The following is an 18,950-nucleotide window of genomic DNA, read 5'->3' as shown; positions in this document are numbered from 1 at the left end:
CCGTCTGCCCTCCTGCCTGAACCGCCCCGCTTCGATCCGAAGGTGGCGCTGATTGTCACGGGATGCAGCGGGTGACCTTCACCCGCTGCCCGGCCTGGCTCAGTGAGCCTTGCCGGTCTTGTAGTAGTTCTCGAAGCAGAAGTTGGTCGCGTCGATGTAGCCTTCGGCGCCGCCGCAGTCGAACCGCTTGCCCTTGAACTTGTAGGCGATCACGCAGCCGTTCTGGGCCTGCTTCATCAGCGCGTCGGTGATCTGGATCTCGCCGCCCTTGCCCGGCTCGACTTCGCCGATGATGTCGAAGATGTCCGGAGTGAGGATGTAGCGACCGATGATCGCCAGGTTCGACGGCGCGTCTTCGGGCTTGGGCTTCTCGACCATGTTGGTGACGCGGAAGATGTCGTCACGGATCATGTCGCCGGCGATCACGCCGTACTTGTGGGTCTCCTGCGGATCGACTTCCTGGATGGCGACGATCGAGCAGCGGAACTGGTTGTAGAGCTTGACCATCTGGGTCAGCACGCCATCGCCTTCCGGGTTGACGCACAGGTCGTCGGCCAGGACCACGGCGAACGGCTCGTCACCGATCAGCGGACGACCGGTCAGGATCGCATGACCCAGGCCTTTCATCTCGGTCTGACGGGTGTAGGAGAACGAACACTCGTCGAGCAGGCGACGAATGCCGACCAGGTATTTCTCCTTGTCGGTGCCCTTGATCTGGTTTTCCAATTCGTAGCTGATGTCGAAGTGGTCTTCCAGGGCACGCTTGCCGCGGCCGGTGACGATGGAGATCTCGTTCAACCCGGCATCCAGTGCTTCTTCGACGCCGTACTGGATCAGCGGCTTGTTGACCACCGGCAGCATTTCCTTGGGCATGGCTTTGGTCGCGGGCAGGAAGCGTGTGCCGTAGCCGGCAGCCGGGAACAAGCATTTCTTGATCATATACGTCCTTAATGGGGCTCGGCGGTGTGAAATCGGCGCAGTCTCGTGAGGCATCGGTGCCCTACGATGCCTGGCTGCGCTCGGTCAATTCCATGATAGAGACGCCGTAGTGTAGATAGTTCAATGGGCCCGTGAACATCGGGGCCGGCAAATATATTTTCGCGCATTCATGCCAGCCCGATGCCACGCTGTTGCGGCAGGCTCAGGTGCCTGAGATGCACTCGGTGGCCGCCTTGCGCACATCGCCCGGACGCAAGGGGAAGTTGCTCAGGCGCTCGCGCACCTTGATGCTGCTGCCCTCGCCCTTCTTGTCGATGTCCACCAGAGCGGCAGGCCCTGCACCTGCGGCCAGCTTTTGCGGCACGATCAGGCGCAGCCCTTCGCCTCTGACTTCTTCCTGCAACGGGTCACGTTCGTTGGCCAGGTGCGCCTTGACGCAGTCGGCGTACTCGCGCGGCGTTTTGCCCGACATGACGTCCATCGTTTCATGGGACTGTTCGAGTTCCGAGACGCTGGCGCATCCGCCCAACGCCAGTGCCAAGCCGGCGATGATCCACTTCATGGGGTTCGAGTTCTCCGCAAAAACCCTTATGACCGTGACCACACGGTTTTGCTCCCGGCCTGTCGCAGATACTTGCCACCTGGGCATTGCCGCACGGCAACGCCCAGGCACATCGTGGTATCGTGCGCGCTTGCAGAACCTTTACCTTGCGGAGCCCTTCATGAAATTCATCCACCAGCGCGAGCACCTCAACGAAGATGACATCGTCGTCATCGAGTGCTCCCAGCGCTGCAACATTCGCCTGATGAACGACGCCAACTTCCGCAGCTTCAAGAATGGCGGCCGTCATACCTACCACGGTGGCGCGTTCGATCGCTTCCCGGCGAAGATCACCGTGCCGAGCACGGGCTTCTGGAACATCACCCTCGACACCGTCACCACCCGGCCGATCTCGGTGACCCGCAAACCGGCGTTCACCCACAAGATCAAGATCGTCCGTCGCTCTTCGTCGCAACTGAGATAACCGCCCCATGACCCAGACCACCAAGTATGTGATCAAGTACACGCTCGACGGCGCACGCCGCTGGGACTTCGCCCTGATGACCGAGGCCTCCCTCGAGCAGGCCCGTGAAGCATTGCGCAAGCTGCACGGCGACGATGCCGAGCAGATCAGCGACATCACCGTCAGCAAGGCCCTGTAATCGCACGAGGAGCCTCGTCATGAGCACCTGGCCGGACCGCCGCCTTCTCGACCTGCTCGGCCTCGACGTGCCGATTCTCCAGGCGCCCATGGCAGGCGCGGCCGGTTCGGCGCTGGCCATCGCGGTGGGAAGCGCTGGCGCGCTGGGCGCACTTCCCTGCGCCCTGCTGAGCCCGGCGCTGATTCGGCAGGAGATCGAAGCGTTCAGGGCGGCCTGCGAGGGCCCCCTGAACCTGAACTTCTTCTGCCATCGCCCTCCCGCCGCCGATGCGGCGCGCGAGGCGCGCTGGAAGCAGGCGCTCAAGCCCTATTACGAGGAACATGGCCTCGACTTCACGGCGGCGACGCCCGTGTCCAGCCGCGCGCCCTTCGACGCAGCCGGTTGCGCGCTGATCGAAGCGTACCACCCCGAAGTCGTGAGCTTTCATTTCGGCCTGCCCGCGCCTGACCTGCTGCAACGCGTCAAGGCCACCGGCGCCAAGGTGCTCTCCAGCGCCACGACGGTCGAGGAGGCGCACTGGCTCGAAGCCCAGGGTTGTGACGCCATCATCGCCATGGGCTACGAAGCCGGTGGGCACAGGGGCATGTTCCTGAGCGAGGACATCGACAGCCAGATCGGCACCTTCGCCCTGGTCCCCCAGGTGGTCGATGCGGTGAACGTCCCAGTCATCGCGGCCGGCGGCATCGCCGACCATCGGGGGCTGGTCGCTGCCCTGGCACTGGGCGCCTCGGCCGTGCAGATCGGCACGGCCTACCTGTTCAGCCCACAGGCCAAGGTCTCGACGGCCCACCGTCGTGCACTGGACACCGCCTCGGCCAGCGAGACGGCCCTGACTAACCTGTTCACCGGCCGGCCTGCGCGTGGCATCGTCAATCGCGTGATGCGTGAACTGGGCGCCATGAGCCCGCTGGCGCCAGCCTTTCCCCTGGCCGGGGGTGCACTGATGCCCTTGCGCGCCGTGGACGACGCCCAGGACACCAGCGACTTCGGCAACCTCTGGGCAGGCCAGGCATTGCGCCTGGGTCGCCACCTGACGGCCGACGCGCTGACACGTGACATCGCGACCAGGGCGCTGGCCCTGATCGGAACGTCGAGCATGTGAGGAGGCGACGGGCCGCGGCGCGACCCTGGGATGAACGTTACTTCTCTTCCAGCACGTCCTTGCCCTTGACTGCACGCGGGCCACGGATGGCCCAGGCGATCAGACCGATGAAGGGCAGCCAGACCACGAACACCACCCAGAGCATCTTGCGCTCCGCGCGACGGTCGCTGCCGATGATGTGCCAGATCGCCCAGATCTGGAGCAGAATGAGAACCGCAGCGAGGATGATCCAGATCGTTCCGATTTCCATGAATGAGTCTCCGGTGTGCGTGTACCTCTTTGGTTCTCCACACACGCCGAGGGTTCATTAAAATCTTGTCCGATCAATGCCTGCGCGACCCGATGCAGGCGACGCGCCCGAGGGCCGCGCGCAAGTCAGGCGGCATGGGCGCCCCGGAGCGACCCACGCCGGCCAATGACGCAAGCGCTTGATAAGGATCGAATTGAAGCCTGTCGACCCTCGTCGTGCGGTGAGGCACCTGGGCCGGTGCCGTCGAAGAAGGCACGGCGCGAGCGCAATGCCCTCGCCGTGTGCTGCGACGTTCTGACGCGCACCAAGGCTCAGTAGTACGCGTTCTCTTTCATCGTGTGGTCAGTCACGTCACGCACGCCCTTGAGTTCCGGCACGCGCTCGAGCAGGGTCCGCTCGATCCCGTCCCTCAAGGTGACGTCAGCTTGACCGCACCCTTGGCATCCGCCGCCGAACTGCAGCACCGCGATGCCGTCCTCGACCACATCGACCAGGCTCACCAGGCCGCCATGGCTGGCCAGGCCCGGGTTGATCTCGGTCTGCAGGTAATAGTTGATGCGCTCGTTGAGCGGGCTGTCCTCGTTGACCATCGGCACCTTGGCGTTCGGCGCCTTGATGGTCAGTTGCCCACCCATGCGGTCGGTGGCGTAGTCGACCAGCGCATCTTCCAGGAACGGCTCGCTGATCGAGTCTATGTACGCGGTGAAGCTCTTCAGGCCCACGGCGACGTCGTCGGGCTTTTCCTCGCCCGGCTTGCAGTAGGCGATGCACGTCTCGGCGTACTGGGTACCTGGCTGGGTGATGAAGACGCGAATGCCGATGCCGGGCGTGTTCTGCTTGGACAGCAGATCGGCCAGGTAGTCATGGGCGGCGTCGGTAATGGTTATTGCGCTCATGTAGGTTCCTCACAGACTTGCGTTCCAGTGTACGCCAACCTGGCGATGCAACAAAGTCCTAGTATTTGACTCGGGAAAGCGCCAGCGCAGGGGCCGGCTGCAACCGTGCGTCGCACCAGGCCTTGCTTCGCCGGTATACCCCACGCTCCAGCCACTGGTAGCTCAACCAGGACGCAGCGCCGATCAAAGGCACGCAGCAGGCGAACGTCACGTAAGGGTCGATGCCGAACCGCTGACTGACGAACCAGCCCGACCACAGCACCAGCACGTGGATCAGGTATACCGAGTAGGAGCAATCACCCAGGGCCTTGAGCAGCTGGCTGCCCTTGAAGTACCGCTCCAGCCCGATGAAGGCCAGCACCACCAGGGCGCTGGGCAGGCCCCAGTGGACCAGTCGCTGGGACGCGTCGAAGTGATAGATGGCCCAGCACGCGGCCGTCAGGAGCGCCAGCGGCCACCACAGCCCCTGCCGAATCCACCCGCGCTGATAGAGCACGCCGATCCCGATTCCGAGCAGGAACTCGTAGATGATGTCGTTGTTGTAGAACCGACTCAGCAGGCCCACCCGGGCCAGCCCTTCGCTGACGATCAGCAGCGCGACACCCACCAGCAGCAGGTGCAGGCGCTGGCGCACCAGGAACGCCAGGGAGAACAGCAGGTAGAAGAACATCTCGAAATTCAGCGTCCAGCCGACGTTGAGGGTCGGGTACAGGCCATAGCCTCCGGGATTTTCGGCCGGGATGAACAACAACGACAGCGCCAGGTGCTGCCAGTCGAAGACCTGATGTGGCATCCACCGGCTGGCGCCGAACAACAACGCGGCCATGAGTCCGGTGTAGAACCAGTAGGCCGGCACGATGCGCAGCACGCGCAGCAGCATGAAGCGTTGCGGGGCCATGGGCTTGTCGCGGGTCGACAGGTAGATCACCAGCCCGCTGATGACGAAGAAGATGTCGACCCCCACCGCACCGCGCTCGGTGAAGAACCGTCCGACAGGACCACTGGGTTGGAAGTCGAAGAAGATCTGCATGAAGTGATGACACACCACCACCCAGGCAGCGAACGCCCGGAGAGCCTGAAGCGAATACAGCATGAAGTGTCCCGTTTAGGTCGGTGCATTCAGGCCGTCTCTGGCGAGCTGCACGCATACAGCTCCATCCTCGCGGCGCCAGAGAGGCCGCCCGCCTCTAGGGACCCTGCCTTGCCTGAAAAGCTCCCCTGGGCCGATCAAAGGTTCTCGTAGCGGTTCATGTCCAGCACCCCTGCCTCCAGGGGCGCGACCTCCTTGATGTAGCGATCCATGTCGTGGAAATAGCGCCAGAACTCGGGGTGACTGCGCCGGATGCCCCAGCGTTCGACGATGCGCTCGAACCGGCCTGCATCGTCCCGCGCCGCTTCCATGGCCTGGACGAAGGCCGGCACTTGGTCGGCAGGGACATTGAACATGAAGTTGGGGTAGCTGCTCATGACGCCCGGGTAGATCGTCAGCGTGTCCAGCGCGGGCTGGTAGCGGTAGCGCTCGCCCAGCAGGAACGCCACGTTGGTGTGCGCGCGATTGCGCAGCAGGCTGTAGACCTCGCGCTGGCCGCCCTGCCCTTCGACACGCAGCAGCGTCGCCTCCGGCAGACGCTCGATGACCTTGAGGCCGCCAGCCGGCCGTGATGCCAGGCGGCTCAGCGCCTGCTCGGCATACTGGAACTCCCTGGCGACGCCAGGCCGATGGCAGGCCGCGCCCAGGCAGCGGTTGATCGGGTCGGGCGAGGCGTCGATGGCTGCGTAACGTTGCAGCAGCTGCATGCCGAAGTCGCGACGCGGATCCTGGCTCCGCAGGCGCAGCGCGCTCCGCGTGTGGGTGTCGATGCCTTCGTAGTCGAACAGCATCTTCAGCTTGCCCCCGTCCTGGTACCAGTCGCTGAGCATGTCCGCACGGTTCGCGGCCGGCATCAGGCGCAGGAAGTTGACCTCGGCACCGTTACGGATCAGGTCGAAGTACAGGCGTGTCTGCACCTGGTGCGACACGTTGCCGAACACGTCGAAGTTGACCGCCAGCTGGTAATAGGTTCGCTCGAGCAGCGGATAGTCGAACAGCCAGAAGGTCTGCGGCACGTCGCCGATCAGCCCCTTGGTCACCGAGGCACTGTCGAAATGCCGGAAGATGCTCAGCAGGGCGTCGTCGTTGCCCTGCCAGAGGGTGTCCCAGCCCGGGGCGGGCAACGTGGCATAGGTGTCGCGGCGCAGGGCCTCGTAGGCGTTGCGCTTGTCGCGGTAGGACAGCCACAGCGACAGCACGCTGGTGACGTTGTCGATCTGCCCGGGCATGGCCAGCAGCGGCGTCGCCTGGGATCGGTAGCGTGCGTCGGTGACGTACTGATCCTGGCTCGGGTCCTGGAACAGCACCCAGAAGTTGTCGCGGATCACGTCGGTCGCGATCTGGCCACGGCAGACCGGCCCGCGAATGAACGTGCGCACGAAATACTCGGCATTGTCGAGCATGAACTGGTAACGCGCCCGCGCCGGGATTGCGGCGAACGTCTCGAAGGGGTTGGCGCGACGCTGTCGTCCATAACCCGGGGTGCTGTCGACATGCCAGTCACCGGCATAGAACAACGCCTCGACCCGCGCCAGCTTGGCGGGGCTCATCGGGTAGGTGATGTGGGTCTTGTGCACGATCACGCCCTGGACCGGCCGCAACCGGTAGTAGAACGTGGTGCCTGGCGCATCGTTGGGCCGACGTGTGGCGATCGGATCGACTGGCTGGCCACTGGGCGTGCGCGAACGGACCCATTGGAAGAAGTGGTCGGGCTCACCGCCCTCGAAGTGCACGTGCGCCAGGAACAGGTGTTCGTAGAGCCAGCGGGCCGCCAGGGCCTCGCTGGCGCCGGGCCGGTTGAACAGGGCTTCCCACTGCGCGATCTGCCGGGCCTCGACGGCAGTAGGCGCGATGGCCTGGTGGTCGATCGGCGCACCGGCGGCGAGCCAGCGCTGCAAGGTCTGGTACTCGGCGTCGGTCAGACCCGTGACGGCCAGGGGCATGCCCTGGCGCGGGTGCGAGGCGACATAGCCGTCGAACTCCACAGGCATCGGGCACATGTTCTCTCGGCCCAGGCCCAGCGCAATGTCGCTGGGGATCTTGGCATTGGGCGTCAGCGGCGTCTGATGCCCAAGCTCGAGCATCCGCGCCATCAGCGCCGCCTGGCTGCCCTGGGCGTCGAGGACCGAGTAGAAGCCCTTGCGCCGCCAGGCCTCCTCACCATGGGCATCTTCGAACAGCCGGGTGGTCGGTGCGGCCTGGCTGCGTTCGCCCTGGTAGACCGGCATCTTCGAGGCGCCGCGCTCGACGCCTTCGGCGCTGCCCAGATTCAGCTGGCAGGCCGCGTCGTTGCAGGCATGGCAGGCCACGCACTTCTCGGTGAAGATCGGTTGAATGTCACGGGTGTAAGAAATCGTGGGACTCGATTGCGGGGCTTGTCCGAGCGCGGCGCCACTGAGCAGGGTCGCCAGCGCCAGAACAAGTAAACGGTGCACCATGTGCCGGCATCCTGTTGATGAAAAGACTGTCGCGATAAAGGGGTGAATGGGGTCGGCCGAACATGAGCGCAATTCATACAAAAGCGCGGAGCGTCTAAAAACCGTGCACCTTTGTTATGATCCGCCCCTTCTGATATTCGCCCGACCAGGTAGTTCCCATGTCCGACCGCAGCGCTCGTTACCAAGCCCTCCAGCACGCGCTCAAGGCGCGCATCCTGATCCTCGACGGCGGCATGGGCACCATGATCCAGAGCTATCGCCTGGAAGAGGCCGACTATCGTGGCACGCGATTCGCCGATTGGCCAAGCGACGTGAAGGGCAACAACGACCTGTTGCTGCTCACCCAGCCCGACGTGATCGCTGCCATCGAGAAGGCCTACCTGGATGCCGGGGCCGATATTCTCGAAACCAACACGTTCAACGCCACCCAGATCTCCCAGGCCGACTACGGCATGGAGTCGCTGGTGTACGAGCTCAACGTCGAGGGTGCGCGCATCGCCCGCCAGGTGGCCGACGCCAAGACCCTGGAAACCCCGGACCGTCCGCGCTTCGTCGCCGGCGTGCTCGGCCCGACCAGCCGCACCTGTTCGATCTCGCCCGATGTCAACGACCCGGGCTATCGCAACGTCACCTTCGACGAACTGGTGGTGAACTACGTCGAGGCCACGCGCGGCCTGATCGAGGGCGGCGCCGACCTGATCCTGATCGAGACCATCTTCGACACCCTCAATGCCAAGGCCGCGATCTTCGCGGTGCAGCAGGTGTTCGAGGACGACGGTGTCGAGTTGCCGATCATGATCTCCGGCACCATCACCGACGCTTCCGGCCGTACGCTGTCCGGGCAGACCACCGAGGCGTTCTGGAACTCGGTGCGCCACGCCAACCCGATTTCCGTGGGTTTGAACTGCGCGCTGGGCGCCAAGGACCTGCGTCCTTACCTGGAGGAGCTGTCGACCAAGGCCGGCACCCATGTCTCGGCCCACCCCAACGCCGGCCTGCCGAACGCTTTCGGCGAATACGACGAGACGCCGGCGGAGATGGCAGCGGTGGTCGAGGAGTTTGCCGCCAGCGGCTTTCTCAACATCATCGGCGGCTGCTGCGGTACCACGCCGGGCCACATCCAGGCCATCGCCGAGGCCGTCGGCCGCCATGCACCACGGGCCATCCCGGACATCCCCAAGGCGTGCCGCCTTTCCGGCCTGGAGCCGTTCACCATCGACCGCCAGTCGTTGTTCGTCAACGTCGGCGAGCGGACCAACATCACCGGTTCGGCCAAGTTCGCCCGGCTGATCCGCGAAGAGAACTACACCGAAGCGCTCGAGGTGGCCCTGCAGCAAGTGGAGGCCGGCGCCCAGGTGATCGACATCAACATGGACGAAGGGATGCTCGATTCCCAGGCGGCCATGGTGCGCTTCCTCAACCTGATCGCCGGCGAGCCGGACATCTCGCGCGTACCGATCATGATCGACTCCTCCAAGTGGGAGGTGATCGAGGCGGGTCTCAAGTGCATCCAGGGCAAGGGCATCGTCAACTCGATCTCCATGAAGGAAGGTGTCGAGCAGTTCAAGCACCATGCGCGCCTGTGCAAGCGCTATGGCGCCGCGGTGGTGGTGATGGCCTTCGACGAGGTCGGCCAGGCCGATACCGCCGCGCGCAAGAAAGAGATCTGCCAGCGCAGCTACGACATCCTGGTCAACGAGGTGGGCTTCCCGCCGGAAGACATCATCTTCGACCCGAACATCTTCGCCGTGGCCACCGGCATCGAGGAGCACAACAACTACGCGGTCGACTTCATCGAGGCCTGTGCCTACATCCGCGATCACCTGCCCCATGCGCTGACCTCGGGCGGGGTCTCCAACGTGTCGTTCTCGTTCCGTGGCAACAACCCGGTGCGCGAGGCGATCCACTCGGTGTTCCTCTACCACGCGATCCAGAACGGCCTGACCATGGGCATCGTCAATGCCGGGCAGCTGGAGATCTACGACGAGATTCCGCCGGCGCTGCGCGAGCGCGTCGAGGACGTGGTGCTCAACCGTACCCCGGAAGGCACCGATGCCCTGCTGGCGATCGCCGACGACTACAAGGGCGGCGGCGCGGCCAAGGAAGTCGAGAACGAGGAGTGGCGCTCGCTGCCGGTCGGCAAGCGGCTGGAGCATGCGCTGGTCAAGGGCATCACCGCCTACATCGTCGAGGACACCGAGGAATGTCGCCAGCAGGCGGCGCGTCCGATCGAGGTCATCGAAGGCCCGCTGATGAGCGGCATGAACGTGGTCGGCGACCTGTTCGGGGCGGGCAAGATGTTCCTGCCGCAGGTGGTCAAGTCGGCGCGGGTGATGAAACAGGCGGTGGCCCACCTCATCCCCTTCATCGAAGCCGAGAAAGGCGACAAGCCTGAAGCCAAGGGCAAGATCCTGATGGCCACGGTCAAGGGTGACGTGCACGACATCGGCAAGAACATCGTCGGCGTGGTGCTCGGCTGCAATGGCTACGACATCGTCGACCTGGGCGTGATGGTACCGGCCGAGAAGATCCTGCAGACCGCGCGCGAGCAGAAGTGCGACATCATCGGGCTGTCCGGGCTGATCACCCCCTCGCTCGACGAAATGGTCCATGTGGCCCGCGAGATGCAGCGCCAGGGCTTCCACCTGCCGCTGATGATCGGCGGCGCGACCACCTCCAAGGCGCACACGGCGGTGAAGATCGAACCCAAGTACTCCAACGATGCGGTGATCTATGTGACGGACGCCTCGCGCGCCGTCGGCGTGGCCACCCAGCTGCTGTCCAAGGAGCTCAAGCCGGGTTTCATCGAAAAGACTCGCTTGGACTACCAGGAGGTGCGCGAACGCACGGCCAACCGCAGCGCACGCACCGAGCGGCTGAGCTACGCGCAGGCCATCGCCCGCAAGCCCCGGTTCGACTGGGCAAACCATTCGCCGGTCGCACCGACCTTCACCGGTGTGCATGTGCTGGACGATATCGACCTGCGGGTGCTGGCCGAGTACATCGACTGGACGCCGTTCTTCATCTCCTGGGACCTGGCGGGCAAGTTCCCCCGCATTCTCACCGACGAGGTGGTGGGCGAAGCCGCCACAGCCCTCTATGAAGACGCCCGCCAGATGCTCGACACGCTGATCGACGAGCGCCTGATCAGTGCCCGCGCGGTCTTCGGCTTCTGGCCGGCCAATCAGGTCGCCGACGACGACATCGAGGTCTATGGTGCCGAAGGCCAGACCCTGGCCACGCTGCACCATCTGCGCCAGCAGACCATCAAGCCCGATGACAAGCCGAACCTGTCGCTGGCCGACTTCGTCGCGCCCAAGGACAGTGGCGTCACCGACTACGTGGGCGGCTTCATCACCACGGCCGGCATCGGCGCCGAGGACGTCGCCAAGGCCTATCAGGACAAGGGTGACGACTACAACTCGATCATGGTCAAGGCCCTGGCCGATCGCCTGGCCGAGGCCTGCGCCGAGTGGCTGCACGAGCGGGTGCGCAAAGAGCATTGGGGTTATGCCCGCGATGAGCAGCTCGACAACGAAGCGCTGATCAAGGAGCAGTACAGCGGCATCCGCCCGGCACCCGGCTACCCTGCCTGCCCGGACCATACCGAGAAGGAAACCTTGTTCCGCCTGCTCGATGGCACCGGCATCGGCGAAACCGGACCGAGCGGCGTCTTCCTGACCGAACATTTCGCGATGTTCCCGGCGGCGGCAGTCAGTGGCTGGTACTTCGCTCATCCGCAGGCGCAGTACTTTGCCGTGGGCAAGGTCGAGAAGGACCAGATCGAGCGGTACAGCGCACGCAAGGGGCAGGAGGTGAGCGTGAGCGAGCGGTGGCTGGCGCCTAATCTGGGGTATGAGGGTTAAGCAAGGCGAAGACGCGCGGATGCGACAGTGGGTTTTACGGCCCCTTCGGGGCCGCTCCCACATGGGACCGCGATTGCCTGTGCCACTGCCGGGTGTAGGAGCGGCCCCTGTGCCGCGATCAGGCCCGAAGGGGCTGTAGCATTAGCGCTTCATCTGTACAGGGCCAGCGTCTTCTCTAGGGCCCTCATTCAACTGGCCCAATACACCGCCGCTACCACCACCAGTACAGCGAGGCACACGATCGCCCATGTATCGACACTGGCTCCCGGCTTGCGCATCTTGGTCGGATGTCCCATGGCATTGCCTCTTGTGATTGTATGAATGCACGTCCCTGGGAGTTAAGTTCAACAATGCCCACTTCTCAAGCAGGGTCTTTGGGGTGGAGGAAATCCAAAAGCCACAGCAACCTCATGCCCCCTCTACCGACCGACAAACTTCAACGGCCGCTCGAAGCCTGCCTCGCCTGCCCCTTAGTCCCTAAGGTTCTTTCCATATACCAAAACATCCCTTTAGCGCATATCCACAAGATGCTATCTTCCCGCCGCTCCGAACGGGAGTGCGCGGCCGTGCGCGCGATTAGCTGCCTGCAGCCTGAGACAGGACTTTTATGTACGTATATGACGAGTACGATCAGCGGATCATTGAGGACCGCGTCAAGCAGTTCCGTGATCAGACCCGCCGCTACCTGGCCGGTGAGCTGAGCGAAGAAGAATTCCGCCCTCTGCGCCTGCAGAACGGCCTCTACATCCAGCGTTTCGCCCCGATGCTGCGCGTGGCCGTACCTTACGGTCAGTTGAACGCCACCCAGACGCGCATGCTCGCGAAGATCGCCCGCGACTACGACAAGGGCTACGCCCACATCAGTACGCGGCAGAACGTGCAGTTCAACTGGCCGGCGCTGGAAGACATCCCTGACATTCTCGCCGAGCTGGCCACCGTGCAGATGCACGCGATCCAGACCAGCGGCAACTGCCTGCGCAACACCACCACCGACCAGTTCGCCGGGGTCGCGCAGGATGAAGTGGTCGACCCACGCCCCTGGTGCGAGATCGTCCGTCAGTGGACCACCTTCCACCCGGAATTCGCCTTTCTGCCGCGCAAGTTCAAGATCGCCATCAACGGCTCCAAGCAAGACCGTGCGGCCATCGAAGTCCATGACATCGGCCTGGAGCCAGTGTACAACGCGGCCGGCGAGCTGGGCTTCCGTGTCCTGGTCGGCGGCGGCCTGGGCCGTACGCCGGTGGTCGGTGCATTCATCAACGAATTCCTGCCCTGGCAGGACCTGATCAGCTACCTCGATGCCATCCTGCGCGTGTACAACCGTTACGGTCGCCGTGACAACAAGTACAAGGCGCGGATCAAGATCCTGGTCAAGGCGCTGACCCCGGAGGTCTTCGCCGAGAAAGTCGAGGCCGAGATGGCCCACCTGCGTGGCGGCGCCACCACGCTGACCGAAGCGGAAGTGCAGCGCGTCTCGCGTCACTTCGTCGACCCTGCCTACCAGGCCCTGGACGACGTCGACTACGCCACGCTGGACCAGGAACACCCAGGCTTCGCCCGCTGGCGCTCGCGCAACACCCGTGCCCACAAGCGTCCCGGCTACGTGGCGGTGACCCTGTCGCTCAAGCCCACCGGCGTCGCACCGGGCGATCTGACCGACAAGCAGCTCGATGCCGTGGCCGACCTGGCCGAGCGTTACAGCTTCGGCTTCCTGCGCACGTCGCACGAGCAGAACATCATCCTCGCCGACGTCGAGCAGCGCCAGCTGCACGCGCTCTGGCTGGAGCTGCGCGAGCAAGGCTTCGCCACGCCGAACATCGGCCTGCTGACCGACATCATCTGCTGCCCTGGCGGCGACTTCTGTTCGCTGGCCAATGCCAAGTCGATCCCGATCGCCGAATCGATCCAGCGCCGCTTCGATGACCTGGACTACCTGTTCGACATCGGCGAACTGGACCTGAACATCTCGGGCTGCATGAACGCCTGCGGTCATCACCATGTCGGCCACATCGGCATTCTCGGCGTGGACAAGAAGGGCGAGGAGTTCTACCAGGTCTCGCTGGGCGGTAATGCGGCGCGCGATGCGAGCCTGGGCAAGATCCTCGGCCCATCCTTCGCCCAGGACGAAATGGCCGACGTGATCGAGAAGCTGATCGGCGTGTACGTCGAGAAGCGCACCGAAGACGAGCGCTTCATCGACACCTACCAGCGTATCGGCATCGATCCCTTCAAGGAGCGCGTCTATGCAGCGAATCATTAAGCACCAGCAGATCGTCGACGAAACCTGGCACCTGCTGCCCAAGGATGCCTCGTTCGACGAGCTGACCAACTGCGACGACTACATCGTGCCACTGCAACTGTGGCGCGACCACGGCCATGCCCTGAAAGCCCGCGACGGCGGCCTCGGCATCTGGCTGGACAGCGACGAACAGGCCGAGGAGATCGGCGACGACGCTCGGCATTTCCAGGTCATCGCCCTGAACTTCCCGGCCTTCACGGACGGGCGTAGCTACTCCAACGCCCGCCTCTTGCGCGACCGCTACCAGTACAAGGGCGAGCTGCGAGCCATCGGTGACGTGTTGCGCGATCAGCTGTTCTACATGGCGCGCTGCGGGTTCGACGCGTTTGCGATTCGTGCCGACAAGGACCCGGAGGCCGCGCTCGAAGGCCTGAAGGACTTCTCGGTGACTTACCAGGCCGCTGCCGACGAACCGCTGCCGTTGTTCCGTCGTCGTTGAGGCACACGAGGGGTTGCAGCCGCGACCCCTCGATCTTCGCTCGCCGCTCGGCCGAATGAGGCGCGGGACGGGTCAGTGCGGCCCCATTTCAAGCTCTTCCAGCGTCAACCTCAGCCAGAGCGCGTGCTCTGCCTGCTGCCGCTCGGCAGCCAGTTGCTCGACCTTGTCGAGGTAGGCCTGCTCGCCGAACAGCGTATTCCACCCCTCCAGCGCTTCAAGCCGCACGTGAAACGGCGCATTCATCTCCTCGAGCAAGTGCCCGAAACGCTCACGCAAATGATTCACCCAGAAATCGCGCTGCACCAGCGACTCGGCCAGCACCGGATTGTTCTCTCGCGCCAGGATGGTCGTGCGCGCCACGTTGATGTCGAGCGCACTGACCCTGCTGTGCGAGCCGAAGTACATGTGATCTGGTTGCTCGGGCAACCCCAGAGGTCCGGCCAGATAGACGCGGTAAGCCATGATGACCTCGATGTCGTCCACAGGCCGCACGGGCTGCAGGTTGCGCAGCCTTTCGATATGGGCTGTCGCGATACGGTCCACCTCATCGAGTCGGTGCAATGAACGCCCTAGCCGCAGCAATGCCCGTGTGGCCAGCGCGCCTGTATACCCTTGTGTCTGCTCGGCCACGAGCGTCCCGATCTCCAACTGGCTGAGCACGATCAACGTACGGTCGGCGCAGGTTCGAGGGCCGGCCGCCTGCTGGAACAGTGCCTCTCTGACGCGGGCATCACGCTCACAGGCGCGCAGGATCCGCCAGACGCGTCGGGTCAGTTGTCTAGGTTGACGAAGAAACTCGTTGGAATCGGCCAGATCGGCGAAAAAGCGCAGCAAGTCGCCACTGCCAGGCTCGTCGTTCAGACTGTTCCAGATCGCCTGGTGCGCGCTGCGCTCACCCTCCTCCACATGCCGCAGCCAATGATCGCGGGCCCCTGCGTCGACAGGTGCATGCAGATGGGCGATGTCCTGGGCGCTGGACGCGGCTTGCCCGACCTGCATGGCCTGATTGATCTCGACCATGCTGGCCCTTTCGAGCGGGTTGTCGTGCATGAACAGGCGCCGCAACAGGACGTCCGACCAGGAGCGCCGCAGGCGCTGGATGACGTTTTCACGCAGGTCGATCATTTCGATGAAGGGCCGATGCTGTACCCACGCAGGCACCTGCTCGATCGAGGTATTGCGCATCGAGACATGGCGCAGGGTGCGCAGGGCCGCGAAATCAGGCATGACGCGCAGCGGGTTGCCGGACAGCCCCAACGTATGCAGATGCGTCAAGGCGGCGATTCGTTGATCGTCCTCAGCGGCCCAGACGATACGGTTGCCGCCCAGGCGCAATTCCCTGATGTGCACCAGGGACTCGAGCCCGGCAGGCAGGCGTGTCAATCGGTTGTGGGATACGTCCAGCACGCGCAGGTTCCCGAAGCGAGGCAAGAAGGACTCCGGCAGATCGGTCAACGCCATGTCGCGCAGCACCAGCGCTTGCACATGGCCAAAATCGACGCGTTCCGGCAAGGCAGGCAACTGCCCTACCCGCACGCCCTCGATCACCAGCCACGAGCCGTCGACACCGCCCCGCTTGCGCCGCCAGCACTGGCGAATCCGGGTAGCGGTTTCACGCCGCCTGAGCCTCTGCCACACCGTGTCCGGCTCGGCCTGCCAGGCGTCCAGGACCGAGCGTAACGTGCCCAGTTGCTCGTGCAGATCATGCAGATGGTTCCAGGGATCCAGGCCTCGCTGCTGAAGCTGGTGCAGATACGCGTCGATGTCGGCGTCGGAAAACGTGGGATACAGCTGACGCAAGCCTCGCACGAACGCTTGCCGACTGCTTTCGCCACGCCCGCTGAGGGGGTAGCCCACCCGTCCATCGCCCAGGCGCAAAGGCGGTCGAACACCCTGGTCACTCGTCACCAGGCCCATGGCCTTGGCAGCGCGCTCACGCGACTGGTTCGCGCGCTCGAGCAGGCATGCGCCCAACTCGGAAGCGCTCAAGTCAGCCTTGCCGAGCAGCAGCTTCTGCAGCGGGTCCAGCCTGAGCAGCAGCGCCTCGTTCAAGGTACCGTCAAGGCGACTGCCCGGCAGCCGCTCCCCGGCCGCATCTACGCAGTAGTAATGGCCCTGCCGACTGACGATCACCTGCGCCCGGGCCCCAAGCATCGCGGTCGACTGCGCGAGCAGGGTACCCTGCGGGGTGTCCTGACGAATTTCCAGGCGAGTGTCGTCAGCCCAGGGCGCCACGGCCTCGATCAGGCCCAGGGCCAGTCTCTGGGTGTCGCGCCCGACGGCCTGAGGCAGGATCAACCCTGCACAAGCACGATCCAGACGGGCGTCGTGCAGTGCCCAGCGTGCCTGTTGAGTCAGGGCCAGCGGAACGCGCTGCTCGTCGAGCAAGCGTTGCACCTGGGCCTGGCTCGCGTGCTCGACGAGCTCATTGGCGCACCGTGCCGTCAAGTTGGGGAAGTCGCGCCTGAGTACCTGGGCCGCTGCCTCCACGGCCGGCTGGTCCGCCGCCACCTGCGCTTCGAACGCTTCACCTTGCAAGGTCGGCCAGCGGTCGTGCAGCGCGTACCGCGCCAGTGCATCGCGCAACCGTGCAGGCGCACGCGCGTTCTCCAGGTGCAGGCCCCGTATGTGATCCGCGCTCATCGCCGTGACGCGCAAGGCGAACTGCACTGCGTCGTCGCTGACCGTGGCGGTGTCGCCGTCGAGCCTGCGCACCAGTTCGTGCACGTCGCCCCACTGCTGAGGCGCCTCCAATGCATGCCGCCACCCACCGGCAGCGTTGCCCTCCACACGCGGCGCGTAGGCGCGCTCGCGTGTGGGATGAACGACGACCCACGGCGCATGCTCGTCCGAGCGCTCGAGCTTCAATCGGCCTGCTTCGGTCTCCACGTAGCGTACGTTGGGCTGGGGCGCGACCGCCTCGGCCACGGGAACGGCATAACCCGGCAGGCTCGGGTCGATCAGGCGCAACGTACCGGAAGCACCGAGAATCGGCGCCAGCCCATCCACGAACCGTGAACGTTGGGCCAGCCGTACCACGGCGACGGGTGCGACGGCACCCAGCACATTGCCCACGACGCCTTCGGCGACATTGAACACATGCTCCAGGGCCGCCTCGCGGTCGCCCAATTGCCAATCCTGGTAGCCCTCGTAGACTTCATCGGCCAGTTGCACCGCCGTGATCCCGAGCAGAGCGATGCCCAGGCCCGGAACGAACAGACTGGCCAGGCCAAGCACATCGAGCCCCGCATTCACGTACCCTTCCAGCCTGGCCACCCGGGCCCTGCGATCCTCTTCTCCGGTGGGCACGGCCAGTACCTTGGCATCGGCCAGCATGCCCTCGACCTGGCGTCGACGCAGGTAGGCAAAGACGTTGCCCTCGATCGCCTCATGCCGACTGTCGATCTCGATGGGCGCGCCGGGTGTCGCCTCGTGCAGCCTGCGCGCCAACACCTGCGTGAACGCCAGCTGGTCCTGCCTGGCCAGCAACTGCACGAAGAAGGCAGCGTAACCCGGTGCAGCAAGACGCCCTGCCAACGCGATCGACAGCGCGCGCCAAGAGCCATGCAAGGACACCGAGGCGATGGGATCGCCGGGTATCCAGAGGATGATCGACTCCAGGTTGGCCGCTCGCGATGCGCTGGACCAGACTTCCAGGGCCAGTACGCCATTGACGCGCTTGCCCAGCACTCGCAGGCCGTGCGGCTTCAGGACGTGGGCGTCGGGCTGCACGACCGGCGTCGGCGCTGTCAATGCCAACAGGCGGCGGTAGTTGTCCTGGTCGAGCCCGCCACGCAGTCGTGCCAGGCAGGCGGCGGCCGACAACGCCGTGCGCACGGCATTTTCCAGGATCTGCTCGGCCGCCGTACCTGCAGTGCCCGCTGGCGCCAGCGTCGCCTGGATGTGCCGCTGGTACTGACCGCCGATGTCCAGGGTCCGGCACAACGTGGCGAAGCGTTCAGCGCTCAGCGCAATGGGCTGGCACGTGGCATCGCACAGTCTGGTCTCGGACGAGAACGCACCCTGCGTGGTTTCGCTGGCATCGAAGTTGTGCAAGGCAGCGGCCAGCAGGCTTTGTTTGCTGACATGCCGCTTGAGCGTCTGGGCCAGTCCGAGGCTGGCGCTGGCCTCTGGCAGATAGGCCACCAAGTTGAGCTGGCTGGCGCGCACATCCAGCCGGTACCCCAGAAGGCGCTCCAGTGCTGGCGCAAGTAGCGCTTCGGCGAACACAGGCAGTGCCGTGACGGTACCGAGCAGGCGCTGAGCCTGCGCATGGGCCCGCTGTTGGGCGAGCAGATGAGTTTTCAGGACGGCGCGCTGATCAGCCGACGCCGACCGTAGCCAGGCAGGAAGCTGGCGGGCGATCAAGGTATCGATGCTGGAGGGCGGGGCGAGGTGGTCGGACATGCTGAGAGCCTCTGTGAGCAG

13 protein-coding genes are annotated in these 18,950 nt (G+C 64.6%); 6 read left to right on the top strand and 7 right to left on the bottom strand.

Annotated elements, in window-relative coordinates; genetic code table 11:
- Window positions 1-99: 99 nt before the first annotated feature.
- Together galU and G7Z99_RS01130 are read right to left on the bottom strand one after the other, a co-directional pair.
- Entirely contained in the window at window positions 100-939 is an 840-nt protein-coding gene (gene galU, locus G7Z99_RS01135; RefSeq protein WP_060393159.1) for a UTP--glucose-1-phosphate uridylyltransferase GalU, read from the bottom strand.
- Window positions 940-1,141: 202 nt separating this feature from the next.
- Entirely contained in the window at window positions 1,142-1,501 is a 360-nt protein-coding gene (locus tag G7Z99_RS01130) for a hypothetical protein (RefSeq protein ID WP_181091246.1), read from the bottom strand.
- 160 nt (window positions 1,502-1,661) lie between these two features.
- Here G7Z99_RS01130 and G7Z99_RS01125 point away from each other — a divergent pair, with 160 nt between their 5' ends.
- The 3 genes from G7Z99_RS01125 to G7Z99_RS01115 are packed head-to-tail and all read left to right on the top strand — an operon-like array spanning window position 1,662 to window position 3,244.
- Window positions 1,662-1,964 (top strand): DUF1883 domain-containing protein, encoded by a 303-nt coding sequence (locus G7Z99_RS01125; RefSeq protein ID WP_060393157.1) that lies wholly within the window; start codon window positions 1,662-1,664, stop codon window positions 1,962-1,964.
- 7 nt (window positions 1,965-1,971) lie between these two features.
- The gene (locus G7Z99_RS01120) at window positions 1,972-2,142 is read left to right on the top strand and encodes a hypothetical protein (protein WP_181091244.1); all 171 of its coding nucleotides are present in this window, start codon (window positions 1,972-1,974) and stop codon (window positions 2,140-2,142) included.
- Between the two features lie 19 nt (window positions 2,143-2,161).
- Window positions 2,162-3,244 (top strand): NAD(P)H-dependent flavin oxidoreductase, encoded by a 1,083-nt coding sequence (locus G7Z99_RS01115; RefSeq protein WP_181091242.1) that lies wholly within the window; start codon window positions 2,162-2,164, stop codon window positions 3,242-3,244.
- A gap of 37 nt (window positions 3,245-3,281) precedes the next feature.
- Here the strand turns inward: G7Z99_RS01115 and G7Z99_RS01110 are convergent, their stop codons facing one another.
- The 4 genes from G7Z99_RS01110 to G7Z99_RS01095 form a co-directional block, all read right to left on the bottom strand.
- The gene (locus G7Z99_RS01110) at window positions 3,282-3,494 is read right to left on the bottom strand and encodes a PLD nuclease N-terminal domain-containing protein (protein WP_060393155.1); all 213 of its coding nucleotides are present in this window, start codon (window positions 3,492-3,494) and stop codon (window positions 3,282-3,284) included.
- 311 nt (window positions 3,495-3,805) lie between these two features.
- On the bottom strand, window positions 3,806-4,390 hold the full coding sequence (gene nfuA, locus G7Z99_RS01105; RefSeq protein ID WP_060393154.1) for a Fe-S biogenesis protein NfuA: 585 nt from the start codon (window positions 4,388-4,390) through the stop codon (window positions 3,806-3,808).
- A 58-nt stretch (window positions 4,391-4,448) separates the two neighbouring features.
- A complete protein-coding gene (locus G7Z99_RS01100) occupies window positions 4,449-5,483 on the bottom strand; it encodes an acyltransferase family protein (protein ID WP_181091240.1) in 1,035 nt (344 codons plus the stop codon).
- Between the two features lie 134 nt (window positions 5,484-5,617).
- Window positions 5,618-7,918: a fatty acid cis/trans isomerase gene (locus G7Z99_RS01095; protein ID WP_181091238.1), complete on the bottom strand. Its 2,301-nt coding sequence runs from the start codon at window positions 7,916-7,918 to the stop codon at window positions 5,618-5,620.
- A gap of 158 nt (window positions 7,919-8,076) precedes the next feature.
- Here G7Z99_RS01095 and metH point away from each other — a divergent pair, with 158 nt between their 5' ends.
- From metH to G7Z99_RS01080, 3 genes are all read left to right on the top strand, one after another.
- Window positions 8,077-11,784: a methionine synthase gene (gene metH, locus G7Z99_RS01090; protein ID WP_181091236.1), complete on the top strand. Its 3,708-nt coding sequence runs from the start codon at window positions 8,077-8,079 to the stop codon at window positions 11,782-11,784.
- Between the two features lie 607 nt (window positions 11,785-12,391).
- Window positions 12,392-14,044: a nitrite/sulfite reductase gene (locus G7Z99_RS01085; protein ID WP_181091234.1), complete on the top strand. Its 1,653-nt coding sequence runs from the start codon at window positions 12,392-12,394 to the stop codon at window positions 14,042-14,044.
- Entirely contained in the window at window positions 14,028-14,522 is a 495-nt protein-coding gene (locus tag G7Z99_RS01080; protein WP_181091232.1) for a DUF934 domain-containing protein, read from the top strand. The genes G7Z99_RS01085 and G7Z99_RS01080 overlap by 17 nt, the downstream gene beginning before the upstream one ends.
- A gap of 72 nt (window positions 14,523-14,594) precedes the next feature.
- Here G7Z99_RS01080 and G7Z99_RS01075 read toward each other — a convergent pair whose 3' ends face one another.
- A complete protein-coding gene (locus G7Z99_RS01075) occupies window positions 14,595-18,929 on the bottom strand; it encodes an NEL-type E3 ubiquitin ligase domain-containing protein (protein ID WP_181091230.1) in 4,335 nt (1,444 codons plus the stop codon).
- Between the last annotated feature and the right edge of the window lie 21 nt (window positions 18,930-18,950).

This window comes from Pseudomonas entomophila, from assembly GCF_013523165.1.
GTDB lineage: Bacteria > Pseudomonadota > Gammaproteobacteria > Pseudomonadales > Pseudomonadaceae > Aquipseudomonas > Aquipseudomonas entomophila_A.
Note: the sequence above shows the minus strand (reverse complement) of the source record. Positions and strands in the feature narration are given on the sequence as shown.

What these genes read in the sequence shown, in the direction of transcription:
- G7Z99_RS01115 (WP_181091242.1), top strand. Translation starts at nt 2,162, where the DNA reads ATGAGCACCTGGCCGGACCGCCGCCTTCTCGACCTGCTCGGCCTCGAC.
- nfuA (WP_060393154.1), bottom strand. Translation starts at nt 4,390, where the DNA reads ATGAGCGCAATAACCATTACCGACGCCGCCCATGACTACCTGGCCGAT.
- G7Z99_RS01125 (WP_060393157.1), top strand. Translation starts at nt 1,662, where the DNA reads ATGAAATTCATCCACCAGCGCGAGCACCTCAACGAAGATGACATCGTC.
- G7Z99_RS01110 (WP_060393155.1), bottom strand. Translation starts at nt 3,494, where the DNA reads ATGGAAATCGGAACGATCTGGATCATCCTCGCTGCGGTTCTCATTCTG.
- G7Z99_RS01085 (WP_181091234.1), top strand. Translation starts at nt 12,392, where the DNA reads ATGTACGTATATGACGAGTACGATCAGCGGATCATTGAGGACCGCGTC.
- G7Z99_RS01095 (WP_181091238.1), bottom strand. Translation starts at nt 7,918, where the DNA reads ATGGTGCACCGTTTACTTGTTCTGGCGCTGGCGACCCTGCTCAGTGGC.
- G7Z99_RS01075 (WP_181091230.1), bottom strand. Translation starts at nt 18,929, where the DNA reads ATGTCCGACCACCTCGCCCCGCCCTCCAGCATCGATACCTTGATCGCC.
- G7Z99_RS01100 (WP_181091240.1), bottom strand. Translation starts at nt 5,483, where the DNA reads ATGCTGTATTCGCTTCAGGCTCTCCGGGCGTTCGCTGCCTGGGTGGTG.
- G7Z99_RS01130 (WP_181091246.1), bottom strand. Translation starts at nt 1,501, where the DNA reads ATGAAGTGGATCATCGCCGGCTTGGCACTGGCGTTGGGCGGATGCGCC.
- G7Z99_RS01080 (WP_181091232.1), top strand. Translation starts at nt 14,028, where the DNA reads ATGCAGCGAATCATTAAGCACCAGCAGATCGTCGACGAAACCTGGCAC.
- metH (WP_181091236.1), top strand. Translation starts at nt 8,077, where the DNA reads ATGTCCGACCGCAGCGCTCGTTACCAAGCCCTCCAGCACGCGCTCAAG.
- G7Z99_RS01120 (WP_181091244.1), top strand. Translation starts at nt 1,972, where the DNA reads ATGACCCAGACCACCAAGTATGTGATCAAGTACACGCTCGACGGCGCA.
- galU (WP_060393159.1), bottom strand. Translation starts at nt 939, where the DNA reads ATGATCAAGAAATGCTTGTTCCCGGCTGCCGGCTACGGCACACGCTTC.